We start from the raw sequence: 25,247 nt of genomic DNA, 5'->3' as shown, positions 1-25,247 counted from the left end.
ATTACCGATGTTCAGTTTTTAATTTCACAAGCACCAAGCACCAAGCACCAAGTACCAAAATCCTTCATCCATTGACTAAACATTCGTAACAATTAGTGTAATTTGAGTCAAACCTTAAATAGACCAATGCACTATATTCAGCATCTACTCGGGATACGTACTTTTGTACTATGTATGACTATTTAATTGTTGGCTTAGGGCTTGCCGGAATCTCTTTTTGTGAAACCCTTGAAAAAGCAGGGAAGACATACTATGTTATTTCAGATAACTCACAACAATCCTCCTTAGTGGCCGGGGGCATGTACAACCCGGTTATTCTAAAGCGTTTTACGCTGGCCTGGAAGGCCAAGGAACAACTGGACCTGGCCATGCCTTTTTATACCGCTTTGGAGCAAAAACTGGGAGTAAAATTGGATTATAGACAGCGGTTACTACGCAAGTTCGCATCCATTGAAGAGCAGAACCTTTGGTTTGAAGCGGTGGACAAACCGGGTCTGGAAAATTTTATGTTCACAACCATTCAACAAAATAAAAATCCTTCGTTGGATGCTCCATACGGCTTTGGCGAAGTGCTGTACACAGGTCGCATTGATACCGCTGCCCTGCTGGCAACCTATACCGAATATTTAAATAAAAATGGTGTTCTCCAACTTTCAACTTTCGACTTTGCCCATTTTAATGCCTCCTCAGACCATGTTTCCTATAAAACCATCAAGGCCAAACAAATTGTCTTTTGCGAGGGCTACGGGCTTAAAAACAACCCGTTTTTCCAGTATTTACCGCTAAATGGAACCAAAGGAGAGCTTTTGACCATCAAAACACCGGATTACAAGGAGGAAAATGTGATCAAATCTGGAGTGTTTACCATTCCAATGGGGAATGATTTGTACCGGGTTGGAGCTACCTACAAATGGAAGGACAAGACCAATGCTCCAACCGAAGAGGCCAAATCGGAACTCTTGGAAAAACTAAAAACGTTCCTCAAGTGCGATTTTGAAATTGTGGATCATGTTGCGGGAATTAGACCCACGGTTGTGGATAGGCGACCTTTGGTTGGTCAACATCCGGAACATAAAAACCTTTATGTATTAAATGGGTTTGGTTCCCGAGGGGTAATGATTGCTCCATATGCTGCTGGGCAACTCTTCAACCATATTGAAAAAGGAGCCAATCTGGATTCAGAAATCAATATTGAGAGATTCACCAAAAGGTACCACACCAAAGAAAATTTTATTTAAAACCACTCCCTCCAATTTGACACAAAGTGTCAATCTACTTTCCCCTTGCCAAGATAGCGGAGAAATGTATCTGTGGAAATTAGCACAACCTGCCTGCCAGCAAGGCAGGTTCGTGTTAACCTATTGGCAGAACACAAAATGGCCAATTAATAAGGGTAAGGTAGAATCAACTTGTTACTGACCAATGTGACCCTTGACTTCCGGTTCGTATTTAAAAAAGAAATTGATCCAGATATTTCGGGATAATCTTATGATTACAGGTAAAAACACGATCAGGGTCAAAACTATTGCTATAAAAGTGTTGACCAAGGAGGCTCCCAAAATCAAAAAAGCAATGACAAAGGCAGCGGTACCAAAGGCAATGCCCACAGCATAACTCACATACATGGAGCCATAGAAAAATGAGGGTTCAATTTTGTATTTGGTGCCACAGTGCGAACAACGTTCATGCATCTTGAACAGTTGGGAAATGGCATAAGGATTCGTGCTTTCATACATACTCTCTTCGTGGCATTTGGGGCAACTTCCTGTTAAAATGCTGTAGAGTTTGTTTCCTTTTTTTAACATTTGCAGCGATTTTGATGCAAAAGTACGGATTAACCCTCTTTTGTTATGTAATTCAGGTCACATAAAATGCTTAATATTCACAATCTTTCGGTCGCCTTTGGGGGCGAATATCTTTTTGAGGAAATCGCCTTTCGGTTGAACGGGGGAGACCGTGTTGGACTTATCGGGAAAAATGGGGCTGGCAAGTCTACTTTGCTCAAGTTGCTTTCCAAGGAAATGGCTCCTGATACGGGAACCATTGCCACCGAAAAGGATATCAAGATTGGTTTTTTAAAGCAGGACATCGATTTTGAACAGGGACGAACCGTTTTGGAAGAATCCTATCAGGCTTTTACCGAAATCAAAGCGCTGGAACTCCAGTTGGAAAAAATCAACCAAGAACTGGCGGAGCGTACCGATTATGAAAGTGAAGGCTATAACCAATTGATGGTGGATTTGACCGATGTGACCCATCGCTATGAAATCCTGGGGGGATATAACTATCAAGGAGATACCGAAAAGGTGCTGATCGGACTGGGCTTTAAACGGGAGGATTTCAACAAGATCACTGATACCTTTTCCGGTGGATGGCGCATGCGGATTGAGCTGGCCAAACTCCTGCTTCAAAACAATGATGTGCTGCTTTTGGATGAGCCTACCAACCATTTGGATATCGAATCCATTATCTGGTTGGAGCAGTTTTTAAAAAATTATGGTGGTGCTGTGGTCATCGTTTCCCATGACAAGATGTTCTTGGATAATGTGACCAATAGAACCATTGAGATTTCACTGGGGCGAATCTACGATTACAACAAACCCTACACCAAGTTTCTGGAGCTTAGAAAGGAGATGAAAGAGCAGCAGTTAAATGCCCAGAAAAATCAGGAAAAGCAAATCCAACAGACCGAAAAACTCATCGAAAAGTTTCGTGCGAAGGCTACCAAGGCCTCCATGGCGCAATCGCTGATCAAAAAGTTGGACAAGCTGGAACGTATTGAAGTGGATGAGGAGGACAATAGTGTCATGAACGTGAGATTTCCGGTTTCCGTCACCCCAGGAAAAGTGGTGGCAGAATTGGAAAATCTGTCCAAAAGCTATGGCGACAATCATGTATTAACAGGAATAGATCTTTTGGTGGAGCGAGGCAGCAAAACCGCCTTTGTAGGTCAGAATGGACAAGGAAAGACCACCTTGGCGAAAATCATGGTGGGGGAACTGGACCACGGAGGAAGCATTAGGATAGGGCATAACGTCCAAATCGGATATTTTGCCCAAAACCAGGCAGAATATCTGGATGGTAACAAGACCATTTTGGACACCATGATTGATGAAGCCAATGAGAGCAACCGAAGCAAAGTACGGGATATTTTAGGCTCCTTTCTCTTTAGAGGGGACGAGGTGGAAAAATATGTAAAAGTGCTTTCCGGAGGGGAAAGAAATCGTTTGGCACTGGCCAAAATGCTGCTTCAGCCTTTCAATGTGTTGGTCATGGACGAACCTACCAACCACTTGGATATTAAATCCAAGAATGTACTGAAACAAGCCTTGCAAAACTTTGAGGGTACCTTGGTACTGGTTTCCCACGACAGGGATTTTCTTCAGGGCTTGACCGATAGGGTGTACGAATTCAAGGAAGGCCGAATCAAGGAATATTTGGGGGATATTGACTTTTATTTGGAGCAACGAAAGGCCGAGGATTTTCGAAAAATTGAAAAGGGAGAGCAAAAGACCCCAGTCAAAATTGAAAAACCAAAGGAGAATGATTATCAAGCCCAAAAGAAGCTAAAATCACTTAAAAACAAATTGAGTGGGGTGGAAAAGAAGATTTCGCAATTGGAAAAGGAAATTGCCGAAATTGATCACGACCTGCTCATGGATTACGATGCAACCATTGCCAAGCCTGACTTTTTTGATGGCTATCAAGGCAAAAAGAAAGAATTGGAGACCTTAATGCAAGACTGGGAAAGTCTTTCCCATGAGCTGGAATCCTTGAATTAAAATTGTGATTGTCACTTCGAGCCTGCCTGTCTGCCGACAAAGGTGGGCTCGAGCTGACAAGCAGGGTTTTCGGACACTCCTATCTGATTCATTCTAATTTCAAGAGAATAGAGTGTTCTACACCACATTTTTTACCCTGTTTACAACATTTTTCCCAGGTTACACCTATTTAATTTGTAGAGTTGCTGTCTCAATGCGTAATTTGTAGGTAAATTCTTATAAACTGAATTGTAACTCATGATAAGACTAACCGTTTTTTGCTTTTTGGTAATGGCTTCCACAATTGGATGGGCCAATGGGGAGATCTCTGCCAAAGAAAAGGCTGTTTTGTTGGATCTTTACCACAGCACCAAGGGAACGGACTGGAAAGTTACCTGGAATCTTGACGAACCGGTTGCCCAATGGAAAGGCGTAAAGGTTAAGGATAATCATGTAGTGGGAATTAACCTTTTCATGAACAATCTGGATGGAATTCTTCCAGAAAGTATAGGAAGACTTAAATATCTTACCCACCTCAATTTGGCATTCAACAGCATTACCGGGGTTTTACCCAAGGACATTGTAAAGTTGAAAAGTTTAAAGGTATTGCGACTGGAAATGAATAGGATAAAAGGAGCCCTGCCCACAGGGATTGGGCAACTTCAGGAGTTGGAGGTATTTTCCATGTTCAACAATTTTTTGAGTGGTTCCATTCCACCAACCTTTGGGGAACTCAAAAATCTACGGGAGCTGAACTTGTCCAGCAACAATTTGAAGGGCATTATCCCAAACACTATTGGAAATCTTACAAAACTGGAAGCCTTGGGCCTTTTCGAAAACAGTTTGGAGGGAACCATTCCGGAAGAAATGGGAAATCTAGGTGAATTAAAGGAATTAGTGCTGGCCAACAATCAATTGGGAGGAGAAATACCTTCAGAATTTGGACAGTTGGCGAGCTTAAAAATATTACAGTTGCAGAACAATAGGTTTAATTCCTACAAGGGGCTGCAAGAGATGGACACAAGACAATTTTTGGTATTTGATACCGATGAAAAAAGCTTGAATCCCAAGTTCAACGAAATACAGCTGCAACGCACACGAATGGCTGATACAAAATTTGAAGATGTTGACGATAATGAGTAGTTAGTTATACTTTAGTTTGTTTGGTTTGGGGATACAGGCGTGTATCCCCTTTTTTTGTGTCCTTTTTACAAAGAACAGTACACATTTATGAAATATTTAACCAAGCAAGTATGCATTAGCCAATAGTTTTGCAAAGACTAATCGGTACCAACACATGCGCAAGCTCATTTTCTCGGTCATTGCAGGTGGCCTCATTATTTTTCTGTCCATTTTCTTCGCTAAAATGATTGCAGGAAGCAAGAAGGATAAACGCCCTCAACCACAAAGGGTGGTTAAAACGGTTTTTGTGGACACGGTCAAAAATGTCACAGTTCCTATTATCGTTCCAGCCAATGGAAACTTAAGGGCCAAAAGACGCGTAGAACTTTTTTCAGAAGTTCAGGGAGTTTTTAGGTCAGGGAGCAAATTGTTCCGCACTGGGCAAGAGTACGGCGCAGGCCAGACTTTAATCCGAATAGATGCCAACGAATACTACGCATCAGTACAGTCGGCCAAAAGCAACCTATACAATCTACTTACTTCCATTATGCCGGATTTAAGGTTGGATTATCCTACCATATATCCTAAATGGCAGTCCTATCTCAATGGCTTTGATTTGGATAGAACCACACCCAAATTACCCGAAATGACCAGTGAAAAGGAAAAATTCTTCATCTCTGGCCGTGGGGTAATATCTAACTATTATAACGTAAAGAACTTGGAACAACGCTTGTCCAAGTATACCATATCAGCACCCTTTAAGGGTGTGTTAACGGACGCTTTGGTCACTGAGGGAACCTTGATCCGGGTAGGGCAAAAGCTGGGAGAATTCATCAATACGGGTGTGTACGAGTTGGAAGTTTCTGTAAGCAAAACTTACGGTGATTATTTGACCGTGGGCAAGGAAGTGGAACTTTTCAATCTGGAGAAAACGGAAAAATTTACAGGGGAAGTGACCCGGGTGAACGGCCGGGTGGATCAAAACTCCCAAACCATTACCGTCTATATAGAGGTCAGTGGGGATAAGCTTAAGGAAGGGCAATATTTGGAAGCCAACCTAGAGGCCAAGGAGGAACCCAACGCCATTGAAGTGGATCGTTCCTTGCTGTTGGAAAACAACCAGATTTTTGTGGTTCGTGATTCCATCTTGGATGTCATCGACGTAAAACCCGTTTACTTTACGGATAAAAAGGTGGTGCTCAAAGAGGTTCCCAATGATGAAGTTATTGTTTCCAAGGCAGTTTCCGGAGCTTACACCGGCATGGTAGTTAAAGTATTCGATGCTGCTAAATCCAAAAGGGCTAAATCGTGAAAAAGGTCATATCCTATTTTATAAAGTACCATGTTGCGGTCAATGTGATCATCATTGCCTTTTTCATTTTTGGGATTGTAGGGGCGTTTTCCCTAAAATCTTCCTTTTTCCCCTTGGTAGAATCCCAGAATGTATTGATCAATATCACCTATCCTGGGGCTTCCCCATTGGAAGTGGAAGAAGGTATTGTGTTAAAAATTGAGGACAATCTTAAGGGACTTCAAGGAGTGGAACGGGTAACCTCCACCTCAAGGGAAAACAGCGGAAGCATCAATGTTGAGATTGAAAAGGGGAGGGATATTGATTTTATGCTTCTCGAGGTGAAAAATGCCGTGGATAGAGTACCCACTTTCCCTACCGGGATGGAACCATTGGTGGTTTCCAAGCTTGAGGCGGTACGGCCCACCATTAGTTTTGCGGTAAGCGGAAATGACATTCCTCTGGCCACCTTAAAACAAATTGGAAGACAGATAGAAAATGATCTTCGGGCCATTGATGGTATTTCCCAAATTGAAATTTCAGGATATCCCCAGGAAGAAATTGAAATTGCGGTCAATGAAAATAGCTTACTGGCCTATAATTTATCCTTTACCGAGGTGGCACAGGCAGTTTCAAGTGCCAATATTCTGGTTACCGGAGGGAATATCAAAACCGATGCGGAGGAATATCTGATCAGGGCCAACAATCGTTCCTACTACGGCGATGAACTTTCCAATGTGGTGGTTAGGGCAGATGCTTCAGGTAGAGCCATTCGGTTAAAGGATGTGGCCATCATTAGAGATCGCTTCTCAGAGACTCCAAATGCGTCCTTCCTCAATGATGAACTGTCGGTTAATGTTACCGTGACCAGTACCAATACGGAGGATTTGATCGGCTCTGCCGAGAATGTGAAGGAGTATATAGCTGATTTCAACAAAAAATACACCAATGCCCAGTTGGAAGTGATCAGCGATCAATCCAAAACCTTGACTCAACGTACCGACCTCCTAACGGAAAATGCCGTGATTGGGATGATTCTGGTGCTCCTCTTTTTGTCGCTATTCCTAAATACAAGATTGGCCTTTTGGGTGGCCTTTGGCCTTCCCATTGCCTTCTTGGGGATGTTTGTTTTTGCACCCATGCTCAATGTGACCATCAATGTACTTTCCCTGTTTGGGATGATTATTGTAATCGGGATTTTGGTGGATGACGGTATCGTGATTGCTGAAAACATTTATCAGCATTACGAAAAAGGAAAGAGCCCCATAAAGGCGGCGATTGATGGAACCATGGAGGTGATTCCTCCTATTTTATCGGCCATCATAACCACTATCCTGGCCTTTTCCATTTTCCTGTTTTTGGATGGAAGAATTGGGGATTTCTTTAGTGAAGTATCCGTAATCGTGATCCTTACCTTGGTAGTGTCTTTGGTGGAAGCTCTGATTATTCTGCCTGCGCACTTGGCCCATTCCAAAGCATTACGGCCCAAGAGCCAGGATCCAAAGTCCAGCATAGGTCGAATTTTTGCCAAGCTGCGGGTTATCAATAAACTGGGTGATCAGGGCATGGCTTGGATGCGTGACAAATGGTATAGCCCCACCCTGCGGTTTGCTTTGCGATATAAGTTTTTGACCTTTTCCTTTTTCTTTATGGCATTGGCTTTGACTTTTGGATCCATTGGAGGGGGAATTATTCGTAGATCTTTCTTTCCACAAATAGCCAGTGATAGGGTTGCCGTGGAGCTTCAAATGCCCAATGGGACCAATGAAAAGGTAACGGATTCCATCATTAGCATGATCCAGGAAAAGGCAGAAATTGTCAACCAACAATTAACGAAGGAATATTTGCAGGGAACGGATAAGGTGCTGTTTGAAAACATGCTGAAGACTCTTGGCCCAGGTTCTTCCACCGCTACTTTGATTATTAATCTATTGCCAGGGGAAGAACGCCCGGATGAGATCGTTTCTCCAATGGTGGCAGGAAGGTTAAGGGAATTGGTTGGCCCCGTGATTGGGGTAGAAAGTTTGATTTATGGCTCTGGGGGCAATTTTGGCGGGGATCCAGTTTCCGTTTCGCTTTTGGGTAATAATATTGCTGAACTCAAGGCGGCCAAACAAGAGTTAAAGACCGCCATGGTAAACAATGCCCTGTTAAAGGATGTGGCGGATAATGATCCAGCAGGGATAAAGGAAATTCGAATTGAACTCAAGGAAAATGCCTATCTATTGGGATTGGACTTGAGGAGTGTCATGAATCAGGTAAGGGCCGGATTTTTCGGTTCCCAGGCGCAGCGTTTTCAGCGAGGGCAAGATGAGATTCGGGTTTGGGTTCGTTACGATCGCAGCAACCGTTCCTCTATCACAGATTTGGATGACATGCGCATTATGGCTCCCTCAGGTGAGCGGATTCCGCTTAAGGAAATAGCATCCTACTCCATTGAGCGGGGTGATGTGGCCATCAACCATTTGGACGGACAAAGGGAAATCCAAATTTCTTCGGACTTGACCAATGACAAAGTCTATACGGGAACAGATGCCATGGCTTGGATTCGAAACGAAATTATGCCCGATATCCTGTCCAGATACCCTTCCATCACACCTTCTTATGAGGGTCAGAATAGGGAAGCCAATAAGTTTAGCAACTCTTTGCGCTTTGTAGGTCTTACCGTGCTTTTTCTCATTTTTGTGACCATAGCCTTTACCTTTAGGAGTTTTAGTCAACCTTTATTGTTGATATTAATGGTTCCTTTCAGTTTAACGGCTGTTGCTTGGGGCCATTGGATTCATAACTTTCCCATCAATATCTTGTCGCTTTTGGGAATCATTGCGCTGATTGGGATTATGGTCAATGATGGATTGGTGCTTATTGGAAAGTTCAACAATAATTTACGGGATGGCCTAAAGTTTGATGAGGCCATCTATCAAGCTGGTCGATCTAGGTTCCGGGCTATCTTCTTGACCTCTATCACCACCATAGCAGGTTTGGCACCCCTTCTTTTGGAAAAGAGTCGTCAGGCCCAATTCTTAAAACCCATGGCCCTTTCCATTGCCTATGGTATTGGATTTGCCACGGTTCTTACCCTTTTGATGCTGCCCATTTTTCTTTCTTTTGGCAATTATGTCAAGGTATTTGTGAAACAGATGTGGACGGGTGAAAAGGCAACCAGGGAAGAAGTGGAACGATCTATTAGGGAACGCAACGAGGAAGAACATATGATGCACGAGGGACTATACAGTCAGAATGGAAGTTCTACCCACATAGAGAAGGAAGAAGCTCCTAAAGTTTTAGAAGGCACTACAGAATGAAACGCATATTTTATACCTTACCCTTATTTATTTTCGTATTCGCAAATTGGGCCCAGGCACAAGAACCCTTGTTGTCCAAAGAGGAAGCAATTGACTTGGCACTACAAAACAATTTGGGAATCCAAGTGGCAAGAAATACCCAAAGAATTGATGATAACAATGCCAACATTTTAAATTCTGGATATTTGCCCACGGTGACCGCCAATGGGGGAGGAACCATAGACAGGCAAAACACAGAGGGTACCTTGGCCAATGGGGACACACGTACGGCAGATGGTGTGGAAACCAGGAGATATAATGCCTCGGTAAACGTAAATTACACGCTTTTTGATGGCTTGGGCCGTCATTATAACTATAAAAGTTTCAAGGAGCGCTCCCAACAATCCGAACTGGAAGTACAGCAGACCATAGAAACTACCATTTTGCAGTTGTTCACCGTCTATTATGAGGTAGCTCGATTAACCGAGAACACGCAAAACCTGGAAAGTGCCTTGGAAATTTCAAAGGATAGACTTACTAGGGCAGAATACCAATTTGAATATGGTCAGAATACAGGCTTGGATGTATTAAATGCCGAAGTGGATATCAATACCGATAGCATCAACCTATTGAATTCCAGACAACAGTTGCGTAACACCATGCGCGACCTGAATCTTATTTTAAATAGGGAACTGGCCACCACCTTTGCGGCGGACACTACGGTGAATTTTGTTTCTGGTCTGGAAATGGAAAACATGCATAATGAGGCTAAAGACAATAACATTAGGCTACAGATTGCAGAAAAGCAGTTGAATATCAACAATTACAACTTTAAATCTGCCAAAAGTGCATATTTGCCCACCATAGGCCTTACGGGGACTTATGGGTGGAACGAATCCAACAACAACAGTCCTTTGGCCTTTGTTGTGCAAAACACGGCTACAGGGGTTACTGGAGGTATCAACCTTACTTGGAATTTGTTTGACGGGGGGAGAAGTATCACCAACATTAAGAATACCAAAATCAACTACGAGACCCAAGAGTTGTTGCAAAAACAGATAGCTTTGGAAGTGGAACGCGATATTCGCAATGCTTGGGACAGCTACACCAACGCGCTTTATGTTTTGGAGGTCCAGGAAAAGAATTTACAGACCAATCAAGATAATTTTAATCGAACGGATGAACGCTACAAGTTGGGGCAGGTAACCTCCATCGAATTCAGACAGGCACAATTGAACCTTTTAAATGCAGAATTGGCCCAAAGTCAGGCCAAATACAGTGCAAAATTGGCAGAACTGCAGATGTTACAGATCAGCGGGCAATTGCTCAATGTCGATTTCTGATTAATAAACTACAACCGCATCTTAACTTCCGATTAGGGAGAGTTCTACAAGGGTTAGAGATTTAACCATTGCTTAAATTCTGCCGCTTTGTTCTTGCTTATTAGAATGCCTGCCTCAGATTTGGGAACAACCAAAATCTTTAATTGGTTTTTCCCATATTTTACAATTTTGTCAATACTGGAAATGGCAATGATAAATTGTCTGTTGGCCCTAAAAAAATGAGCACTGTCCAGTTGTGAAAACAGCTCATCCAGACTGGAATTGGTAGTGGACCGTTTCCCATCAAAACAAACCACATAGGTAATGGAGTTTTCGGTATAGATATGGGCAATCTCCTCGGTAGCCACAGGCAACAGTTCATTACGAATGTAGGTAAGAATCCTTCGTTTAATGGTGGTGTCTTCCTTATCTCCCTTACTTTTTACGGATACACGTTGTTGGTAATCCCCAACAGCCCTATTAAGTTTGGAAAGGTTGATTACTTCATCTTCCAGCTGCTTGTTTTTGGCCTCCAACTGTTTTTCATAGTTGCTCCCAATAAGGCGAACCACTACCACATAGGACAGGACCACAAAGAGTCCCATGAGTAGAAAGATGGTATAAAACCGATTTCTCATTTCCTGCAATCTTTGGGAGATATTATCAATGCCAATGTGTGCGGCCACAATCCAGTCAGAGCCACCTACGGGATATAAATGGATGACCTCGGATTCTTTGACCAAGGCTGGGTTTGCAGAATCGCGGTTCTCTTTTAAGCGTTGGCTGAGTTGACCATAAAAACTTTCCACGGTCAATTCATCAGCGACGGAAGAAACAAAGGATTTAGATCCACCGGCTTGTTGCCCAACAATCTTGATGTCTGGATGGCAAATGATTTTTCCGGACCAATCCAGAATACTCAAATACCCAATATCCGTATCGGTTTCTTCCAAACTTTGCTGCACGCTCTGGACAATGGAGTCCTTGGCAATCCCCATTTGTGTCTTTTGACCTACCAAAGTGGCAAAGGATTTGGCCTCGTTTTTACTGAATTCCAGATAAGTTTCAAGCAGGGTAAGGGTTCCGGATTTGGTCAAATAGTGCAGGGCAATGCTCGCAATTATGGCATAGATGACCGTGATGGAAATAAACGTTAAAAAGTATAACCTATCCTTTCTCATAGGGTTTCCAACAAATTTTTTATCCAATATAATGATTTTATACCCCCTTTGTAAAAGCATTCAGGGTTTACTTTTTCGGCAACATGGTTAGGAATTCCTTTTAAGGCCAAAAATTCCCTGTCAAGGCCCAGTTTTCCCTTTCGCAAAGGTTTACCCTTCATAATTGCTTGAGGTACTGTTGTTTTGGTAGTGTAAATCAAATGACATTATTAAACTCAAAAACAATCACAATCATGAAAAAGAAACTAATGTATCTATGCTCACTGGCAGTTTTGGTCGTATTCGCAAGCTGCTCAAGCGACAGTGAAGAAGATCTAACCCCACCCAATGAAGATTTGGTCACTTATGATGGAAACATAAGTGCCTTGATTGGTGGAAACTGTTTGGGATGCCATTCCTCACCTACTCAAAATGGAGCACCCTTTTCCTTGACCAACTTTACCGAAGTCCAGAGCAGGGCAGGAGGTATTTTAACTGCAATAAGCAGACAAACCTCTGAAGCTAGATCAATGCCACCTGCAGGAAGACTACCACAATCGACGATAGATTTGTTTGAGCAGTGGATCGAGGACGGAACCTTGGAAAACTAGTGGAAAATGGTCCAGCGCATGGCTAAGATTTCATTTGTCTTCCTACTCTGTTTTTGGAATTTTCAGGGCATTGCCCAAGACAAATTTATAGATAGAAATGGGGTCGTAATATTTGAAGCTTCCGAGGAACTTTTTGAGGAAGTTAAAGCAATCAACAGTACGGCCACTGCGGTTTTTGATGCCAAAACCAACGAATTGGCATCTCTGGCATTGGTTAGGGCATTTGAGTTTAAAAATTCCCTAATGCAGGAACATTTCAATGAAAGCTATGCCGAATCGGGTCAATTTCCAAAGGCCATTTTCAGGGGAGCCTTGAAAAATTTTGATTTGGGCGACTTGCCATCCTCAGGGGGAGAGGTGCAGCTTGAAGGTACCCTTGACTTTCATGGAAAAGTAAAGGAAATCCGAACTGTGGTCAATGCACAATTGGTCAATGATGTGCTATCCCTCTTGGGCAACTTCACCGTTTCCCCTGCTGACTTTGATATTGAAATTCCAAGGATTGTCAGAAACCAAATTGCCAAGGAGGTACAGGTCAAATTCGATTTTAAACTGAAAAGGAAGTAATGGCTAGGAAATACGTTTTGATGTTAATCGCCATAGCGATAGTGGCCCTGGCAATTGTTGGGTACAAGACCCTTTATCCAGAGTCCAGGAACATTTTGAAGGAGGAAGCCGTCCATCAACTAACTGCACAGAGCTTATTTGAACATTTTTCCGAGGAAAGCGGAGCCCAATTCATTGATCAGGCCATTATAACTACAGGAAAGGTGACGGAAATTGACCAACAATCCATATTTCTGGACCACAAGGTGCAGATCAATTTGTTGGACACCCCGCATTCCGCAATCCAAGTAGAAGATTATTTGACCATTAAAGGAAGATGTATTGGGTACGATGATCTTTTGGAAATAGTAAAAATAGACCAAGCAACAATTACCAATTAGAGATACTAAATCATGAAAAAACTTATAGTGTTTTTGGCCCTTGTGCCCTCAATTATTTTTAGCCAACAGGATCTGTTGGAGGATGTTGAAATTGATGATGCGGCGGCCTATGAATCAGCTGCTTTTAAGGGCTTGAAAATTGTAAATTTTGAATCTACCAAAATGGTCTCCCAAAAAGAGCTCTATTTTGTGGTTTCACACCGTTTTGGAACCATAAAAACAGGAATTGATGATTTTTTTGGATTGGATCAGGCCGTTACCCGATTGAACCTTATTTATGGGATTATGGACGGAATCAATCTGGGCATCTCAAGAAGTTCCTTCCAAAAAACCTACGAAAGCTCTCTTAAGTTGCGATTGTTGCGTCAAAAGGAAGGTGCATCTCCTGTAACACTGGTTTTGTTCAATTCAGCTTTGATAAACACCGCTTTGGATGAGGCTAGTTTGCCAGGTCTTGAATTTAAACATCGAGTGGGCTATGCAGTGTCTGCTTTGATTTCGAGAAAGTTGAGCAATGATGTTTCCTTGCAATTGACTCCCACATTTTTCCATGACAATCTGGTCAGCTTGGAGGAGCAGGACAACTCGCAATTTGCATTGGGTTTAGGGGGAAGATATAAGCTGACCAAAAGATGGAGCCTAAATATGGACTATGGTTGGCATTTGAACCGAGCGGATAATTCCCCATTCAAGAATGCGTTGTCCATTGGTTTTGACCTAGAAACAGGAGGACACGTGTTTCAGTTGCATTTTACCAATGCCCAGCCTATGAACACCAATTATTTTTTGGGTCAGGCTACAGGGGATTGGGGTGATGGAGACATCTTCTTTGGGTTCAATTTATCCAGGGTGTTTTAAGACAAACAGCATGAAAAAAAGTTTGGCAAAAATTCCGGTGGCACATGCTTTTTGCGATGAATGTGCAAGTGTTATTAAGGAACAGCTAATAGGAATAGAGGGGATACACAATGTGTACACCAATCCAATGGATTCCTTGATTTGGTTTCATTTTGGAAGTGCCAATGAGCTGGCTTTGGCCCTCAACAAATTAATGGAAATAGGACACCCGCCTTTAGGGGATAAAATAAAGAAAGAAAATTATGTGCCGCCTTTGTGTCAATGTACCAAGGTTGGTTCCAGTGCGGCATAACTACTTTGAAAAGGGAAATTAGTTTTAGTAGTTTTGGACCCAGGGTTTTAAGTAAGGCCCTGGGTTTCTATTGAAGGTAAGATGCGAAGTTTGACTAGGAAAAACCGTTTGACCCTGTGGATGGCAGTTGGTCTTTTGATTTTGGGCATATGCATGGTTTGGTACATTATGTCGACAAAAACTATAGATATGGCCAATGCAGAGCCCGAGCTATACATCAGTGCCAATGATCTTGTGGATTTGCTGGAAAAAAAGGACGCTGCTGGCCTATTGTCCGCTGAGAAGGTTATTGAAATAACAGGTGCAATCAAGGAGATTAATGAAAAGAATAACCGACTTACCGTTATCTTGCATGTTGAGGGAAAGGAGCATCCATCCATTATTTGTGATATGATGGAAGGTCAGGAACATCTTATCAGCAAATTTGAGCCAACAGACACTTTGGTCATCAAAGGTGTTTTCAAAGGCATTTTAAAAGATGCCATATTTTTGAATTGTGTAGTAAGTCATGAATAGAATGGGTAAACTTCTACCTCTTTTTGCATTGATCGCCTTTAATGGTTTTGGACAAGGGGCTACCAAATCCATGGCAAGACAGGGTCATGTATCATTTTTCTCCTACACTTCCGTGGAGCACATAAAAGCGGAGAATAATCAAGTGCTGAGTATAGTTGACTTAACCACTGGGGAAATAGCCGTGAGCATGCTTATGAACGCCTTTGTTTTTGAAAAGGCCTTGATGCGGGAACATTTCAACGAAAGTTATGTGGAATCCGATATTTATCCCAAGGCCACATTTATAGGTACCATTATGGATTTTGACCCCACTCTTGAAGGTGAACAAACCAGAATGGTGGAAGGTAGGTTCAATATGCATGGGGTTACCAAAGAACTTCAGATAAAGACCAAAATAACACGCAACAACGAGACCTTTGTCCTTTCAGGGACCTTTGAAACCCTGGTGAGGGATTATGAAATAAAGATTCCGCCACTTTTGGCTGGGAATATTGCAAAGACCATTTCAGTGGATTTTAATTTTGAATGTTTGCCCTATGAAAACTAGAGTTTTTTGGACACTATTGGTTTTTGGCCTCTTTGTAAATCAAATTATGGCACAAAATGAGCTGCTGGATATTTTGGAAAAAGAGCATACTGATACGGTGCCCCAATTTGTCCTGGCTACCTTTAAATCCACCCGGATTACCTACGGACATTCTGTTGAAACCCGCAAAAAAGGAATTTTGGAGGTGTTTGCGGCTACCCGATTTTGGAATACTCCTACGCTACGATCCCAGAGTTTTGGGGCGGACAAATTGAATGCGCGCATTGCCTTGGAATATGGAATCAGCGATAGATTTACCACGGGCTTGGGAGGATCAACATGGGATGGTCTTTTTGATGCGTTCGTGAAATACAGGCTCATAAGACAGCAGGCAGATGGCCAGGGATCACCTATTGGACTCACTGTTTTTCAAAACGCAAGCTATAACAGTCATGCCATAAGTAATCCCAATGTAGAGGACGATTTTTCCAATAGATTGTCGTTTACCACCCAACTGCTCATTGCAAAAAAGATCAATTCCGATTTCTCCTTGCAAATTGCCCCAACATTTATCCACAGGAGTGCTGTTTATACACAAGATGAAAGGCAAAATCACCTGGCTCTTGGTTTTGGGGGTAGGTATAAATTGGGGCCGCATGTTTCATTGGTGAGCGAATACTATAGAGTTTTCAATCCGGTGGAAAGCATAGACACCTATGGCCCATTTGGAATTGGGGTAAATTGGGAATTGGGCGATGTGATGCTTCAATTTATGTTGACCAATGCCCCTAGTATGGTGGAAAGCTCCTTTATTGCCGAAACCCGAAACAATTTCAATTTTAAGAACCCCAACCTTAATTTTGGGTTTAATTTCACCTACATCATTCATTTTAAACGGCAGCTTAAAGGACTGAAACAGGAAAATAAAACCCCATAGCATACTGAATATCTTATAACAGCCTGCAAAGACTAAAAACAACAAGACCATGTTGGAACATTTCTTTCAATGTCCTTATTGTTGGGAAGAAATTTCCTTTCTTTTGGATACCTCTGTCCGTCAACAAACCTATGTGGAAGATTGTGAAGTATGCTGTAATCCTATAGAAAGCCAAGTAGGGTTTGAAAATGGGGAATTGACGCAATTTCAGGTCAGATTGTTGGGGCAGTAAGAACTATTGTATTTCAACTAGTTGCAAATAATCATTGTTTTTGGCCACCAAAAGCCCCTTTTTATTGTTGGCAAGTCTTAATATGGATGCACGGCTCACATCCCCTGTGACGTACAATCCGTTGCTGTATGGCATTTGAGGTTTAAAACTTCCGCTCCCGTTTCCTTCCATCAATAGGCCGTATCCAGCATCCTGTCTAGGAGTTTCCACTTCAAATCCGTACAAATTTCCCAAAAGAAGCAAGTCTTCCAGCCCATCCCCGGTAAAGTCGTCAGCAATGATTTCCCGTACGGCAGTTTGTTGGGCCAAATTTGGTAAAGGTTTTGGTGAAAAACTGCCATCTCCCTGGTTTTCAAAATAGGTTGAGGCAAAAGTTTTGGATTGGAATTGCACCGCGGTAGCCAGATTTTCTTTACCATAGACATCTTCCAGACTGGCAGATGCAAAATCATGATAGGTAGGGAATTTTTTCTTGATGAAAGGCATTTGGTTGGAACTGCACTCACGTCCTCGTAATGGAAACTGCTTTCCTTCTTGATGATACCCCAAAACAATGTCCATGGATCCTGTTTGATCAAAATCCTTGGCATAAATTTCGAATGGTTCCTCGGACGAAGCTTGATATTTACTGTTTAATCCAAGATTACCTGCTACAAAATCCATATCTCCGTCGGCATCAAAATCCCCGACTTCCAAACTAAACCACCAACCTGTAAGATCTTCCAAGCCTATTTGGTCGGATATGTTCAAAAATGAGCCTTTATGATTTTTGAAGATTTTGATGGACATCCATTCCCCAACAACAATCAAATCCGAATAACCATCCCCATCAATATCGGCCCAAGCAGCGTCAGTGACCATTCCCAAGTCATTTGGGAGTTCTCTGTGCATTGAAGTGAATTTAATGCGCCCATTTTCAGTATCATTTCTCCATAAAGTACTGGTCCCGGATAAGGGATATTTTCCGGGTTCTTGTCTGCCTCCAACGAACAAATCCAAATCCCCATCCTTGTCATAATCATAAGGCCTAACCACCGAACTACTTGAGGAAATGGACTGGTCAAAAGGGTTTAAAATCTTGGTAAAAAGTCCATTCTCATTGACATAAATTCTGTCCAAATAATAGTTGGAACCTGCTTTTTCTTCGTTACCACCACTGGCCACATAAAGATCAAGATCGCCATCCATGTCCACATCAAAAAAGACGGTATCCACCTCTTCATGGATTTTATCATCAGAAAAAACAGCTTGATTTTGTCTTCGGAATTTGCCATTCTCTTTCTGAACATAAAGTACTCCAGGGTGTCCTTTGGCGCCCCCAACATAGAAGTCGTCCAGACCATCTTGGTTGATGTCTCCCACAACCAGAGCTGGCCCTTCTTGGGACATTTTGTGTGGCAACAGGCTTTCCAAGGCAAAATCGTCATATGGGTTTTCCGTATGTCGATGCTCTATTTCGGCTATCTGGGTAATATCTTGAAAAAGTAAATCAGTGACATGGTTTTTTTCTTGTTGCCCATCAAGGGCTTTATGATAATCTAAGAGCATCCGTTGATTTGATCCTAAATTTTTGAAGGTTTGGGTTTTGCCATCCGGCCAGATGACAACCATTTTTTTTACTTGGGTTGCCTCTGACAAACCAAAGTGCACTAAGGGCTGAACTGCCGATTGGTATCCGCGGGTAGGATAATTGGCGGCAAATTGTTTTCCGTCTTTTGTTTCTATGGTTACGATTGCACCAACCCCAAATGGGTTTTGCAAAGGCCCTTTAAATTCAAACTGAATATAGTTCTGGCTGCTATTGTTTTGAAGCAGGGTGGCCGCCTCATCTATATTGTTGATGACCAAGTCCAAATCCCCATCATTATCCAAATCCCCATAGGCTGCACCATTGGAAAAGGTTGGAGTTTGTATGCCCCAGTCTGTTGTTTTGTTGGTGAAAGTTAAATCTCCGTTACTTTTAAAAAGATAGTTGGTTGTTTTGCGCTGAGGTGTTTTTTGAACCAACTCCTCAATGACCTTCGGCATTTTTTCCTTACGGTTTTGGGCCTGTTCCAGCCGTTCCAGTTTATACTTTTTAAAGTCGTTATTCCTGAAATCGCGTTTGAGCCCGTTGGTAACGAACAAATCTTTTTGACCATCATTGTCAAAATCGGCAAGTAGGGGAGCCCAGCTCCAATCCGTATTGGAAACTTTGGCTATTTGGGCAATCTCACTAAAGTGTCCATTGCCATTGTTCAAATGCAGGGCATTGTACATGTATTGATAGTGAAACCCCTTTTCCACCGCATAGTTGAAAGCTTTGGGATTCATACCACTCATACTGGTCTTAATTCCGTAGTTGTCCTCTGCAACCATGTCCAGGGAAATAACCTCTGGTAACCCGTCATTGTTGATATCGGCAATGTCCGTTCCCATAGAAAAGTTGGAGGTATGCCCCATGGAGGTTTTGATACCTTCGGTAAAAGTGCCATCCCCATTGTTATAATAGAGGTAATCCTGTTCTATATAATCATTGCCCACATATATATCCGGCCAGCCGTCGTTGTTCAGATCTCCAATGGAAACTCCAAGACCAAATCCTAGGGAATTGCCAATGATTCCTGCTTGCTTGGAACTATTGATGAACTTTCCACCGTCATTTCGATATAAGCGATCGCCTACCAAGTCGTTATCCTCATTTTTAAAAACTTCTGGCGTATTGGTATTTATGGGCGTTACATTATGATTAAGTAGAAACAAATCCAGATCTCCATCCCTATCATAATCAAAGAATGAAGCTTGGGTGCTATAACCGGAGAAGTCCAAGCCGTAGGCAGCGGCCATTTCCGAGAATGTGCCATTTTTATTGTTGATGTACAGAAGATTTGCCCTGTTTTCTGCTTTTCCTTTTCCTGATTTGCAGACATAGATGTCCAGCCAACCATCCGCATTGATATCGGCCATAGTTACTCCGGTTGTCCAGCCAAAACTTCCTTTAACTTTAGCCTTGGCTGTAATATCTTCGAACTTAAAATTGCCCTTGTTTTTGTATAATTTGTTGTCCTTGAGGTTGGAGGTAAAGTAAATGTCAGGTAGTCCATCGTTATCCACATCCCCGATGGCAACGCCCCCTCCATTGTAGAAGTATTCGTAGACCATACTGTTCATGGCACTGTTTTCTGGAATTTCATTGACGAAACCTATCCCAGATTGGGATGAAGATATTTCCGTGAACAAGGGAGGTGCAGCTTCGTTGAGCTTTTCATTGGATTTAGTGCAGGAAGATAAACCTATCAGGCTTAATAGGATTATTGCATAGGATGTGATGTATTTGTTATGGTTCAAAATACTCCTGCTTTGTAGGTGAGCTGTCTTAGAATTCTATTTTAATCACGGTTTTAGTTGATGGGTTTTTATAAAAAACCACCTAAGGACCGTTCACTGTCCCTAGGTGGCAAGTTACGCTACTTAAACACGAAACTAACTCAAACTAAACTTAATCGGTTTACCATCCAGGGTTTTGATCAAGGTTTTCATTAATGTTGATTTCCTGAAGTGGAATGGGGTACAGTATATGTTTGTCCTGAAAGTTCTCGGCAAATGGCTTACCGTGGTTTTCAAGGGTCGTTTTAATGGACTCAGTGGCCGTACTACCACGTTGCCAACGGTACAAATCGAACCAGCGAATCCCAAATTCCATGGACAACTCCACTGGCCGCTCATGATGGCGAATTTGGGTCCTTAGTTCGCTTTGGGACAGGCCTGCCAAAGGCACTGCACCACCTCTTTCCCTCACTTTGTTGACTTCAACTATGGCTTCGGCAGTTTTTCCATTTTCGTTGAGGGCTTCTGCATACATCAACAGTACATCGGCGAACCGAATAATGGTAATATTGGTTCCATTGTAGAAATTGGTGTCTTCATTGAAGGAATACTTCTTGAAGTATTTTGGGTGGTTCAATTCTCCGGCTACATCGCTATAAGCCACTTCCGTATCCGAATCACGGCTGTACATTTGTGAGCCCGGGTCATCAAAGAAGATACTGGCATAAACACGATCACTGGGATCTCCAATAGCGTCAACATCTGTTCTCATTTCATCCACCAACCATTGGGAGGGATAAAAAAGTTCCCAGCCCCCAAAGGCGTATGGAGAAACTTCAAAATTGAAAACTTGGCGCTCATCGTTACCATTGGCCCTATCACCGGTGAACTGAATCTCAAAAACACTTTCACTGCCATTCTCGGCACTTCCGTTAAAATTGTCGGCGTAATTCTCCAACAGGGCATAATCCATGGCCACTACCTCGGCAAGTTTGGCCTCGGCCTGCGACCATTTTTCTTGGAACAGGTACGCTTTTCCCAAAAGGGCTTTTGCGGCTCCTTGGGTGGCTCTTCCCAACCATTCCCCAGAATGTTCCACCAACATGGCAGACTCGGCTTCGGAAAGGTCTGTTTCTATTTGAGTCCATATCTCGGCTGGTGTTGCTTGGCCAGGGAAAAGGTTATCAGGGTCTACTTCATAGGTGGTTACCAAGGGGACATTTTCAAAACCGGTCACCAACCAAAAATAGTAATACGCCCTTAAGAATTTGGCTTCTCCCATGATAACGTCCTTGCTCTCTTGGGAAAGGGCTTCCATGTTGGGAACCTGTTGTAAAATTTGGTTGGCCCGTCCAATTCCGGCATAGGCACTTCGCCAAATATTGAAAGGTCCACTCTCCTCTGTGGTGTTGGTGAAGCTGGCCAAGGATCTACTGTAGGTCTCAGCGGTGTTGTTCACCATGTCATCAGCTTTATAGGCCATGGCTGTGTATATTTCCTCAAAAAAGGCCCATTTACTTCCGCTGGAACTATGCAAAGCAGCATAGGTGGCAGTTAGGGCTTGAAGCGCATGGTCTTCTGTTTGCCAAAAACTGGATTCGGTAAGAACCTCCCTGTTTTCAACTTCTATAAAATCGTCGCTGCAGGAATACATCCCCATTAGGGCCAATACTGCAACTAGAATTAACTTGCTCTCTTTCATGATCTTGATCATTATGTTTTCAATTTTTTTATTAAAGTGTAAGATTCAAACCTAGGATAAGTGACTTGGACAAAGGATAGAAACCTCTGTCAACACCTCTATTAAAGGTTCCTCCATTACCTAGGGCAGGATCAAAACCGGAATAATCTGTAATGGTAAACAAATTGGTCGCGGTAACATACAATCGAAGATTGTCAATAGGAAGGTTGCCCATGGCCTTTTCCGGGAAGGTATATCCCACTTGCAGATTTCTTAACCTGAAGTACGATCCATCCTCCAAGAAATAACTAGATGGTCTAATGTTGTTGTTGGGATCCCCAAAGATGTTTCTTGGAATGTTGCTTCCCGTATTTGAGGGAGACCAAGCATTCAACAAGTCAGCAGACATATTTTGTCTGTCCGTTCTGTACAGCCACATTCTAACCCCATTGTAAATGTTGTTCCCGTGGGTACCCTGGAAGAATAGACTGATGTCGAAATTCTTGTAATTGGCGCTAAAGTTGATGCCGTACTCGAAATCTGGAAGGCCACTGCCCATGAATTGTTTGTCATCATCGTCAAGTACGCCATCTCCATTGGTATCCACAAAGCGAAGATCACCAGGAGCGGCATTGGGCTGTACCCCGTGGGCATCAACTTCCGCCTGGGTCTGAAAAATTCCATCGGCTTCAAACAGGTAGAACCTACCAATTTCTCCACCTACCTCGGTACGGGTGGTTGGGAAATTGTTGAACTCGATAAATCCATCTGTAAAAGCCTCATCGGCAATACCCAATTTGGTTACTTCATTGGAAGAACCGCTGATATTGGCACTTACGTTATAACTGAAATCGCTATCCGATCCGTTATTATATGAAGCTGAAAATTCCCAACCCTTGTTTTCCAAGTTACCCCCATTCGTCAATGGAAAAGAGGTAATCCCTGAAGTTGCAGGAATGGGAACGTTAACCAACATGTCTGTGGTTTCAGAGGTAAAGTAGTCAAAGGAGAATTTAATTCGATTTTGCAAAAGACCAAGATCTACACCAATGTTGGTGGTAGCTGTCTCTTCCCATTGAATGTCTGGTGTAGGAAAAGATGTTGCGATGGCTCCCACAACCACAGGCTGGCTTTGCCCAGCACCGAAAGGATAATTCAGTTGTTGTCCTCCTGAACCAATCCGTGCTAGAAACAAATGATCTCCAATAAGCTGGTTTCCTAGGGTTCCGTAGCTAAATCGTGGTTTTAGTTGGCTTATTAGCTCAGAATCAAAGAATTCCTCATTATGAACTGCCCATCCCAAGGAAACGGAATAGAAGGTACCATACTTGTTGGTCGAAGCAAAGCGTGAAGAACCATCCCTTCTAACACTTCCTTGGACATAGTATTTGTCGTCAAAGTCATAGCTTAAACGGCCAAAATAGGATTGTAAAGTACTGGTGGAGTTAAAACCAAAGGAAGATTCATCACCTATACCGGCACTTAGTCCCCTCAACTGATCGGAAGCCAATTCGTTGTTGGATCCCCCAGCTGATCTAAATTCACTTTTTTCCCTTGAGATACCAAGTAACACTTCAACATCATGCTTATCAAATGATTTGCGATAGTTCAGGGTGTTGTTCAGTGTCCATTCATTGGTTCTTGTGCGGTTTTCGGATAGAAAGGGATTCTCATTTACGGCTTGAGGCCCAAAATTATAGGTGGGCAAAAAGTTGGCAAAATGGGTATTTTCAATGTTGGCACCATACTGGAAGCGGTATTCCAGTCCGTCAAATAGTTTGAGAGTTGCAGCAACATTGAATTGCAGATAGTCATCTTCGTCATTTCTATCATTCAATTCGGTTTCCCCAACCGGGTTTCCTGACCCCAACTCAGATGGAGGTGTAGCAAAACCGTTTAATGAATTGGCATCAAAAATGGACTTATGTGGCAGGGTTTGATATATCTGCAAGAAAGGCGAGAAACTGGCATTTCCTTCAGAGGTTGGCTCAAAAATTCCACCCGTATTCTCTCTGGTATAGCTTACCCCAGGCGCTATTTTAAGTCTACCTTCCAACAAAGTGAAATCCAAATTCAATCGGGTGCTCAAACGGTTGAAATCCGTATTGACAACCGTTCCGGTGTTCTCGAAGTATCCTGCTGAAAAACTGTATTTCATGTTTTCCGTTCCCCCTGTAATACCGATATCGTGTTTTTGTTCAAAAGCGTTGTCGATATAGGCACCAACCCAATCCGAATCAGCGTACTGGGCTCCACTGGTCAAGTAGGGCGCAGGTGTTTCTCCAGCATTGTTGAAGGCTTCAAGCTTTATTTGGTCATGTTGTGATCTATTCGCGACATCTACCCCATTGCTAAACCATTGGGTGCTGGCATAGGAACTTATAGTGACCTTTGGGTCTCCTGTTCTTCCTCTTTTGGTGGTTACGATGACCACCCCATTGGATGCCCTGGAACCATAGATGGTGGCAGCGGAGGCATCCCTAAGTATACTGATGTCCTCGATGTCCGATGGGTTGATGTACGAAAGGTCTCCGGGAATACCGTCGATCACCACCAACGGATTGTTGTTACCAATGGTCCCCAATCCCCTAATTCGGATGATGGGCTCACTTCCAGGCGCACCAGTAGCAATAGCCACGTTCAAACCAGCCACCTGACCTTGTAGGGAGGTAGCGACATCTGCAGTTGGGATTTTTTGGATTTCCTCAATGTCAACAGAAGAAATGGCAGCGGTGACTTCCGCTTTTCTTTGCGTTCCGAAACCTACCAAAATAACTTCTTCCAGACCTTGTGCATCCTCTTCCAAAGTAACATTTATGGTGGTCTGATTGCCAACAACCACCTCTTTGGTCACGAAGCCCAAGTATCTAAATACCAAAGTGGACTCAAACCCTGGTACCATGATGGAGTAATTCCCATCAAAGTCGGTTTGGGTACCAACAGTGGTGTTTTCCTTAATTAGTACGGAGGCTCCAGGCAAGGGAGTTCCATTTTTATCCGTTACCGTCCCTGTTATTTCCTGTTGGTATTTTTTCTTTTTCCGAGTCGCTGGTTTTTCTGATTTAATAAGAAGAATAGATCCTTCCGGAGACAGTTCATACTCAAAATCTGCAAAGGACAAAGTTTTTTTAAGGAGGTCATTAATGCGGGTCTCCCCTTTTTTGACCATAACCTTGGGTGCATTTGCAAATAAATCCGATCGATAGATAAAAGAGTAGTCTGTTTGTTGTCTAATGAGGTCAAAAACCTGCTCTACAGTGAGCTCTTGGCTTGTGTTGACAACTATCTTTTTATTTTGTGAGAAGCCTATTTTGGTTGTAAAACCAAAAGTCGCCATACAAAATAGAAAAATAAAGGTCCTCATAATTACGAGTAAAAGGGTCTTCCTATAAAAAATAGGT

20 protein-coding genes are annotated in these 25,247 nt (G+C 42.7%); 15 read left to right on the top strand and 5 right to left on the bottom strand.

The features are described from left to right. Window positions 1-170: 170 nt before the first annotated feature. On the top strand, window positions 171-1,238 hold the full coding sequence (locus tag ACO6S0_RS14760) for an NAD(P)/FAD-dependent oxidoreductase (RefSeq protein ID WP_422349091.1): 1,068 nt from the start codon (window positions 171-173) through the stop codon (window positions 1,236-1,238). A 174-nt stretch (window positions 1,239-1,412) separates the two neighbouring features. On the opposite strand, the gene ACO6S0_RS14755 is transcribed toward ACO6S0_RS14760, so the two are convergent. Then, window positions 1,413-1,805: a DUF983 domain-containing protein gene (locus ACO6S0_RS14755; RefSeq protein WP_422349090.1), complete on the bottom strand. Its 393-nt coding sequence runs from the start codon at window positions 1,803-1,805 to the stop codon at window positions 1,413-1,415. Window positions 1,806-1,871: 66 nt separating this feature from the next. On the opposite strand from ACO6S0_RS14755, the gene ACO6S0_RS14750 reads away from it, so the two are divergent. The 5 genes from ACO6S0_RS14750 to ACO6S0_RS14730 all read left to right on the top strand — a co-directional run bounded on the left by ACO6S0_RS14750 (window position 1,872) and on the right by ACO6S0_RS14730 (window position 10,801). Continuing rightward, window positions 1,872-3,782 (top strand): ABC-F family ATP-binding cassette domain-containing protein, encoded by a 1,911-nt coding sequence (locus ACO6S0_RS14750; protein WP_422349089.1) that lies wholly within the window; start codon window positions 1,872-1,874, stop codon window positions 3,780-3,782. Between the two features lie 237 nt (window positions 3,783-4,019). Next, complete coding sequence (locus ACO6S0_RS14745; RefSeq protein WP_422349088.1) at window positions 4,020-4,904, top strand: leucine-rich repeat domain-containing protein; 885 nt, start codon at window positions 4,020-4,022, stop codon at window positions 4,902-4,904. 154 nt (window positions 4,905-5,058) lie between these two features. After that, on the top strand, window positions 5,059-6,195 hold the full coding sequence (locus ACO6S0_RS14740; protein WP_422349087.1) for an efflux RND transporter periplasmic adaptor subunit: 1,137 nt from the start codon (window positions 5,059-5,061) through the stop codon (window positions 6,193-6,195). Then, on the top strand, window positions 6,192-9,479 hold the full coding sequence (locus ACO6S0_RS14735; protein ID WP_422349086.1) for an efflux RND transporter permease subunit: 3,288 nt from the start codon (window positions 6,192-6,194) through the stop codon (window positions 9,477-9,479). The genes ACO6S0_RS14740 and ACO6S0_RS14735 overlap by 4 nt, the downstream gene beginning before the upstream one ends. Continuing rightward, on the top strand, window positions 9,476-10,801 hold the full coding sequence (locus tag ACO6S0_RS14730; RefSeq protein WP_422349085.1) for a TolC family protein: 1,326 nt from the start codon (window positions 9,476-9,478) through the stop codon (window positions 10,799-10,801). Before ACO6S0_RS14735 ends, ACO6S0_RS14730 begins: the two co-directional genes overlap by 4 nt. 53 nt (window positions 10,802-10,854) lie before the next feature. Here the strand turns inward: ACO6S0_RS14730 and ACO6S0_RS14725 are convergent, their stop codons facing one another. Further along, complete coding sequence (locus ACO6S0_RS14725; protein ID WP_422349084.1) at window positions 10,855-11,961, bottom strand: LytR/AlgR family response regulator transcription factor; 1,107 nt, start codon at window positions 11,959-11,961, stop codon at window positions 10,855-10,857. A 233-nt stretch (window positions 11,962-12,194) separates the two neighbouring features. Here ACO6S0_RS14725 and ACO6S0_RS14720 point away from each other — a divergent pair, with 233 nt between their 5' ends. The 9 genes from ACO6S0_RS14720 to ACO6S0_RS14680 all read left to right on the top strand — a co-directional run bounded on the left by ACO6S0_RS14720 (window position 12,195) and on the right by ACO6S0_RS14680 (window position 16,859). Next, entirely contained in the window at window positions 12,195-12,551 is a 357-nt protein-coding gene (locus ACO6S0_RS14720; protein WP_422349083.1) for a hypothetical protein, read from the top strand. An 18-nt stretch (window positions 12,552-12,569) separates the two neighbouring features. Continuing rightward, complete coding sequence (locus tag ACO6S0_RS14715) at window positions 12,570-13,118, top strand: YceI family protein (protein WP_422349082.1); 549 nt, start codon at window positions 12,570-12,572, stop codon at window positions 13,116-13,118. Then, window positions 13,118-13,498: a hypothetical protein gene (locus tag ACO6S0_RS14710; RefSeq protein ID WP_422349081.1), complete on the top strand. Its 381-nt coding sequence runs from the start codon at window positions 13,118-13,120 to the stop codon at window positions 13,496-13,498. The genes ACO6S0_RS14715 and ACO6S0_RS14710 overlap by 1 nt, the downstream gene beginning before the upstream one ends. 12 nt (window positions 13,499-13,510) lie before the next feature. Then, window positions 13,511-14,356, top strand: a complete 846-nt coding sequence (locus ACO6S0_RS14705; protein ID WP_422349080.1) for a DUF5777 family beta-barrel protein — start codon at window positions 13,511-13,513, stop codon at window positions 14,354-14,356. Window positions 14,357-14,366: 10 nt separating this feature from the next. Continuing rightward, window positions 14,367-14,648, top strand: a complete 282-nt coding sequence (locus ACO6S0_RS14700; RefSeq protein ID WP_422349079.1) for a hypothetical protein — start codon at window positions 14,367-14,369, stop codon at window positions 14,646-14,648. Window positions 14,649-14,729: 81 nt separating this feature from the next. Next, window positions 14,730-15,164 (top strand): OB-fold protein, encoded by a 435-nt coding sequence (locus ACO6S0_RS14695; protein ID WP_422349078.1) that lies wholly within the window; start codon window positions 14,730-14,732, stop codon window positions 15,162-15,164. A 1-nt stretch (window position 15,165) separates the two neighbouring features. Further along, window positions 15,166-15,711, top strand: a complete 546-nt coding sequence (locus ACO6S0_RS14690) for a YceI family protein (RefSeq protein WP_422349077.1) — start codon at window positions 15,166-15,168, stop codon at window positions 15,709-15,711. Continuing rightward, window positions 15,701-16,627 (top strand): DUF5777 family beta-barrel protein, encoded by a 927-nt coding sequence (locus ACO6S0_RS14685; RefSeq protein WP_422349076.1) that lies wholly within the window; start codon window positions 15,701-15,703, stop codon window positions 16,625-16,627. Before ACO6S0_RS14690 ends, ACO6S0_RS14685 begins: the two co-directional genes overlap by 11 nt. A gap of 49 nt (window positions 16,628-16,676) precedes the next feature. After that, entirely contained in the window at window positions 16,677-16,859 is a 183-nt protein-coding gene (locus ACO6S0_RS14680) for a CPXCG motif-containing cysteine-rich protein (RefSeq protein ID WP_420400864.1), read from the top strand. A gap of 3 nt (window positions 16,860-16,862) precedes the next feature. Here ACO6S0_RS14680 and ACO6S0_RS14675 read toward each other — a convergent pair whose 3' ends face one another. The 3 genes from ACO6S0_RS14675 to ACO6S0_RS14665 form a co-directional block, all read right to left on the bottom strand. Continuing rightward, on the bottom strand, window positions 16,863-20,186 hold the full coding sequence (locus ACO6S0_RS14675) for a VCBS repeat-containing protein (RefSeq protein ID WP_422349075.1): 3,324 nt from the start codon (window positions 20,184-20,186) through the stop codon (window positions 16,863-16,865). A 160-nt stretch (window positions 20,187-20,346) separates the two neighbouring features. Beyond that, window positions 20,347-21,879, bottom strand: a complete 1,533-nt coding sequence (locus ACO6S0_RS14670) for a RagB/SusD family nutrient uptake outer membrane protein (RefSeq protein WP_422349074.1) — start codon at window positions 21,877-21,879, stop codon at window positions 20,347-20,349. A gap of 19 nt (window positions 21,880-21,898) precedes the next feature. Then, window positions 21,899-25,183, bottom strand: coding sequence for a SusC/RagA family TonB-linked outer membrane protein (locus tag ACO6S0_RS14665; protein WP_422349073.1), 3,285 nt, complete (start codon window positions 25,181-25,183; stop codon window positions 21,899-21,901). Window positions 25,184-25,247 lie beyond the last annotated feature (64 nt).

Source organism: Flagellimonas sp. (assembly GCF_965233845.1).
GTDB lineage: Bacteria > Bacteroidota > Bacteroidia > Flavobacteriales > Flavobacteriaceae > Flagellimonas.
Note: the sequence above shows the minus strand (reverse complement) of the source record. Positions and strands in the feature narration are given on the sequence as shown.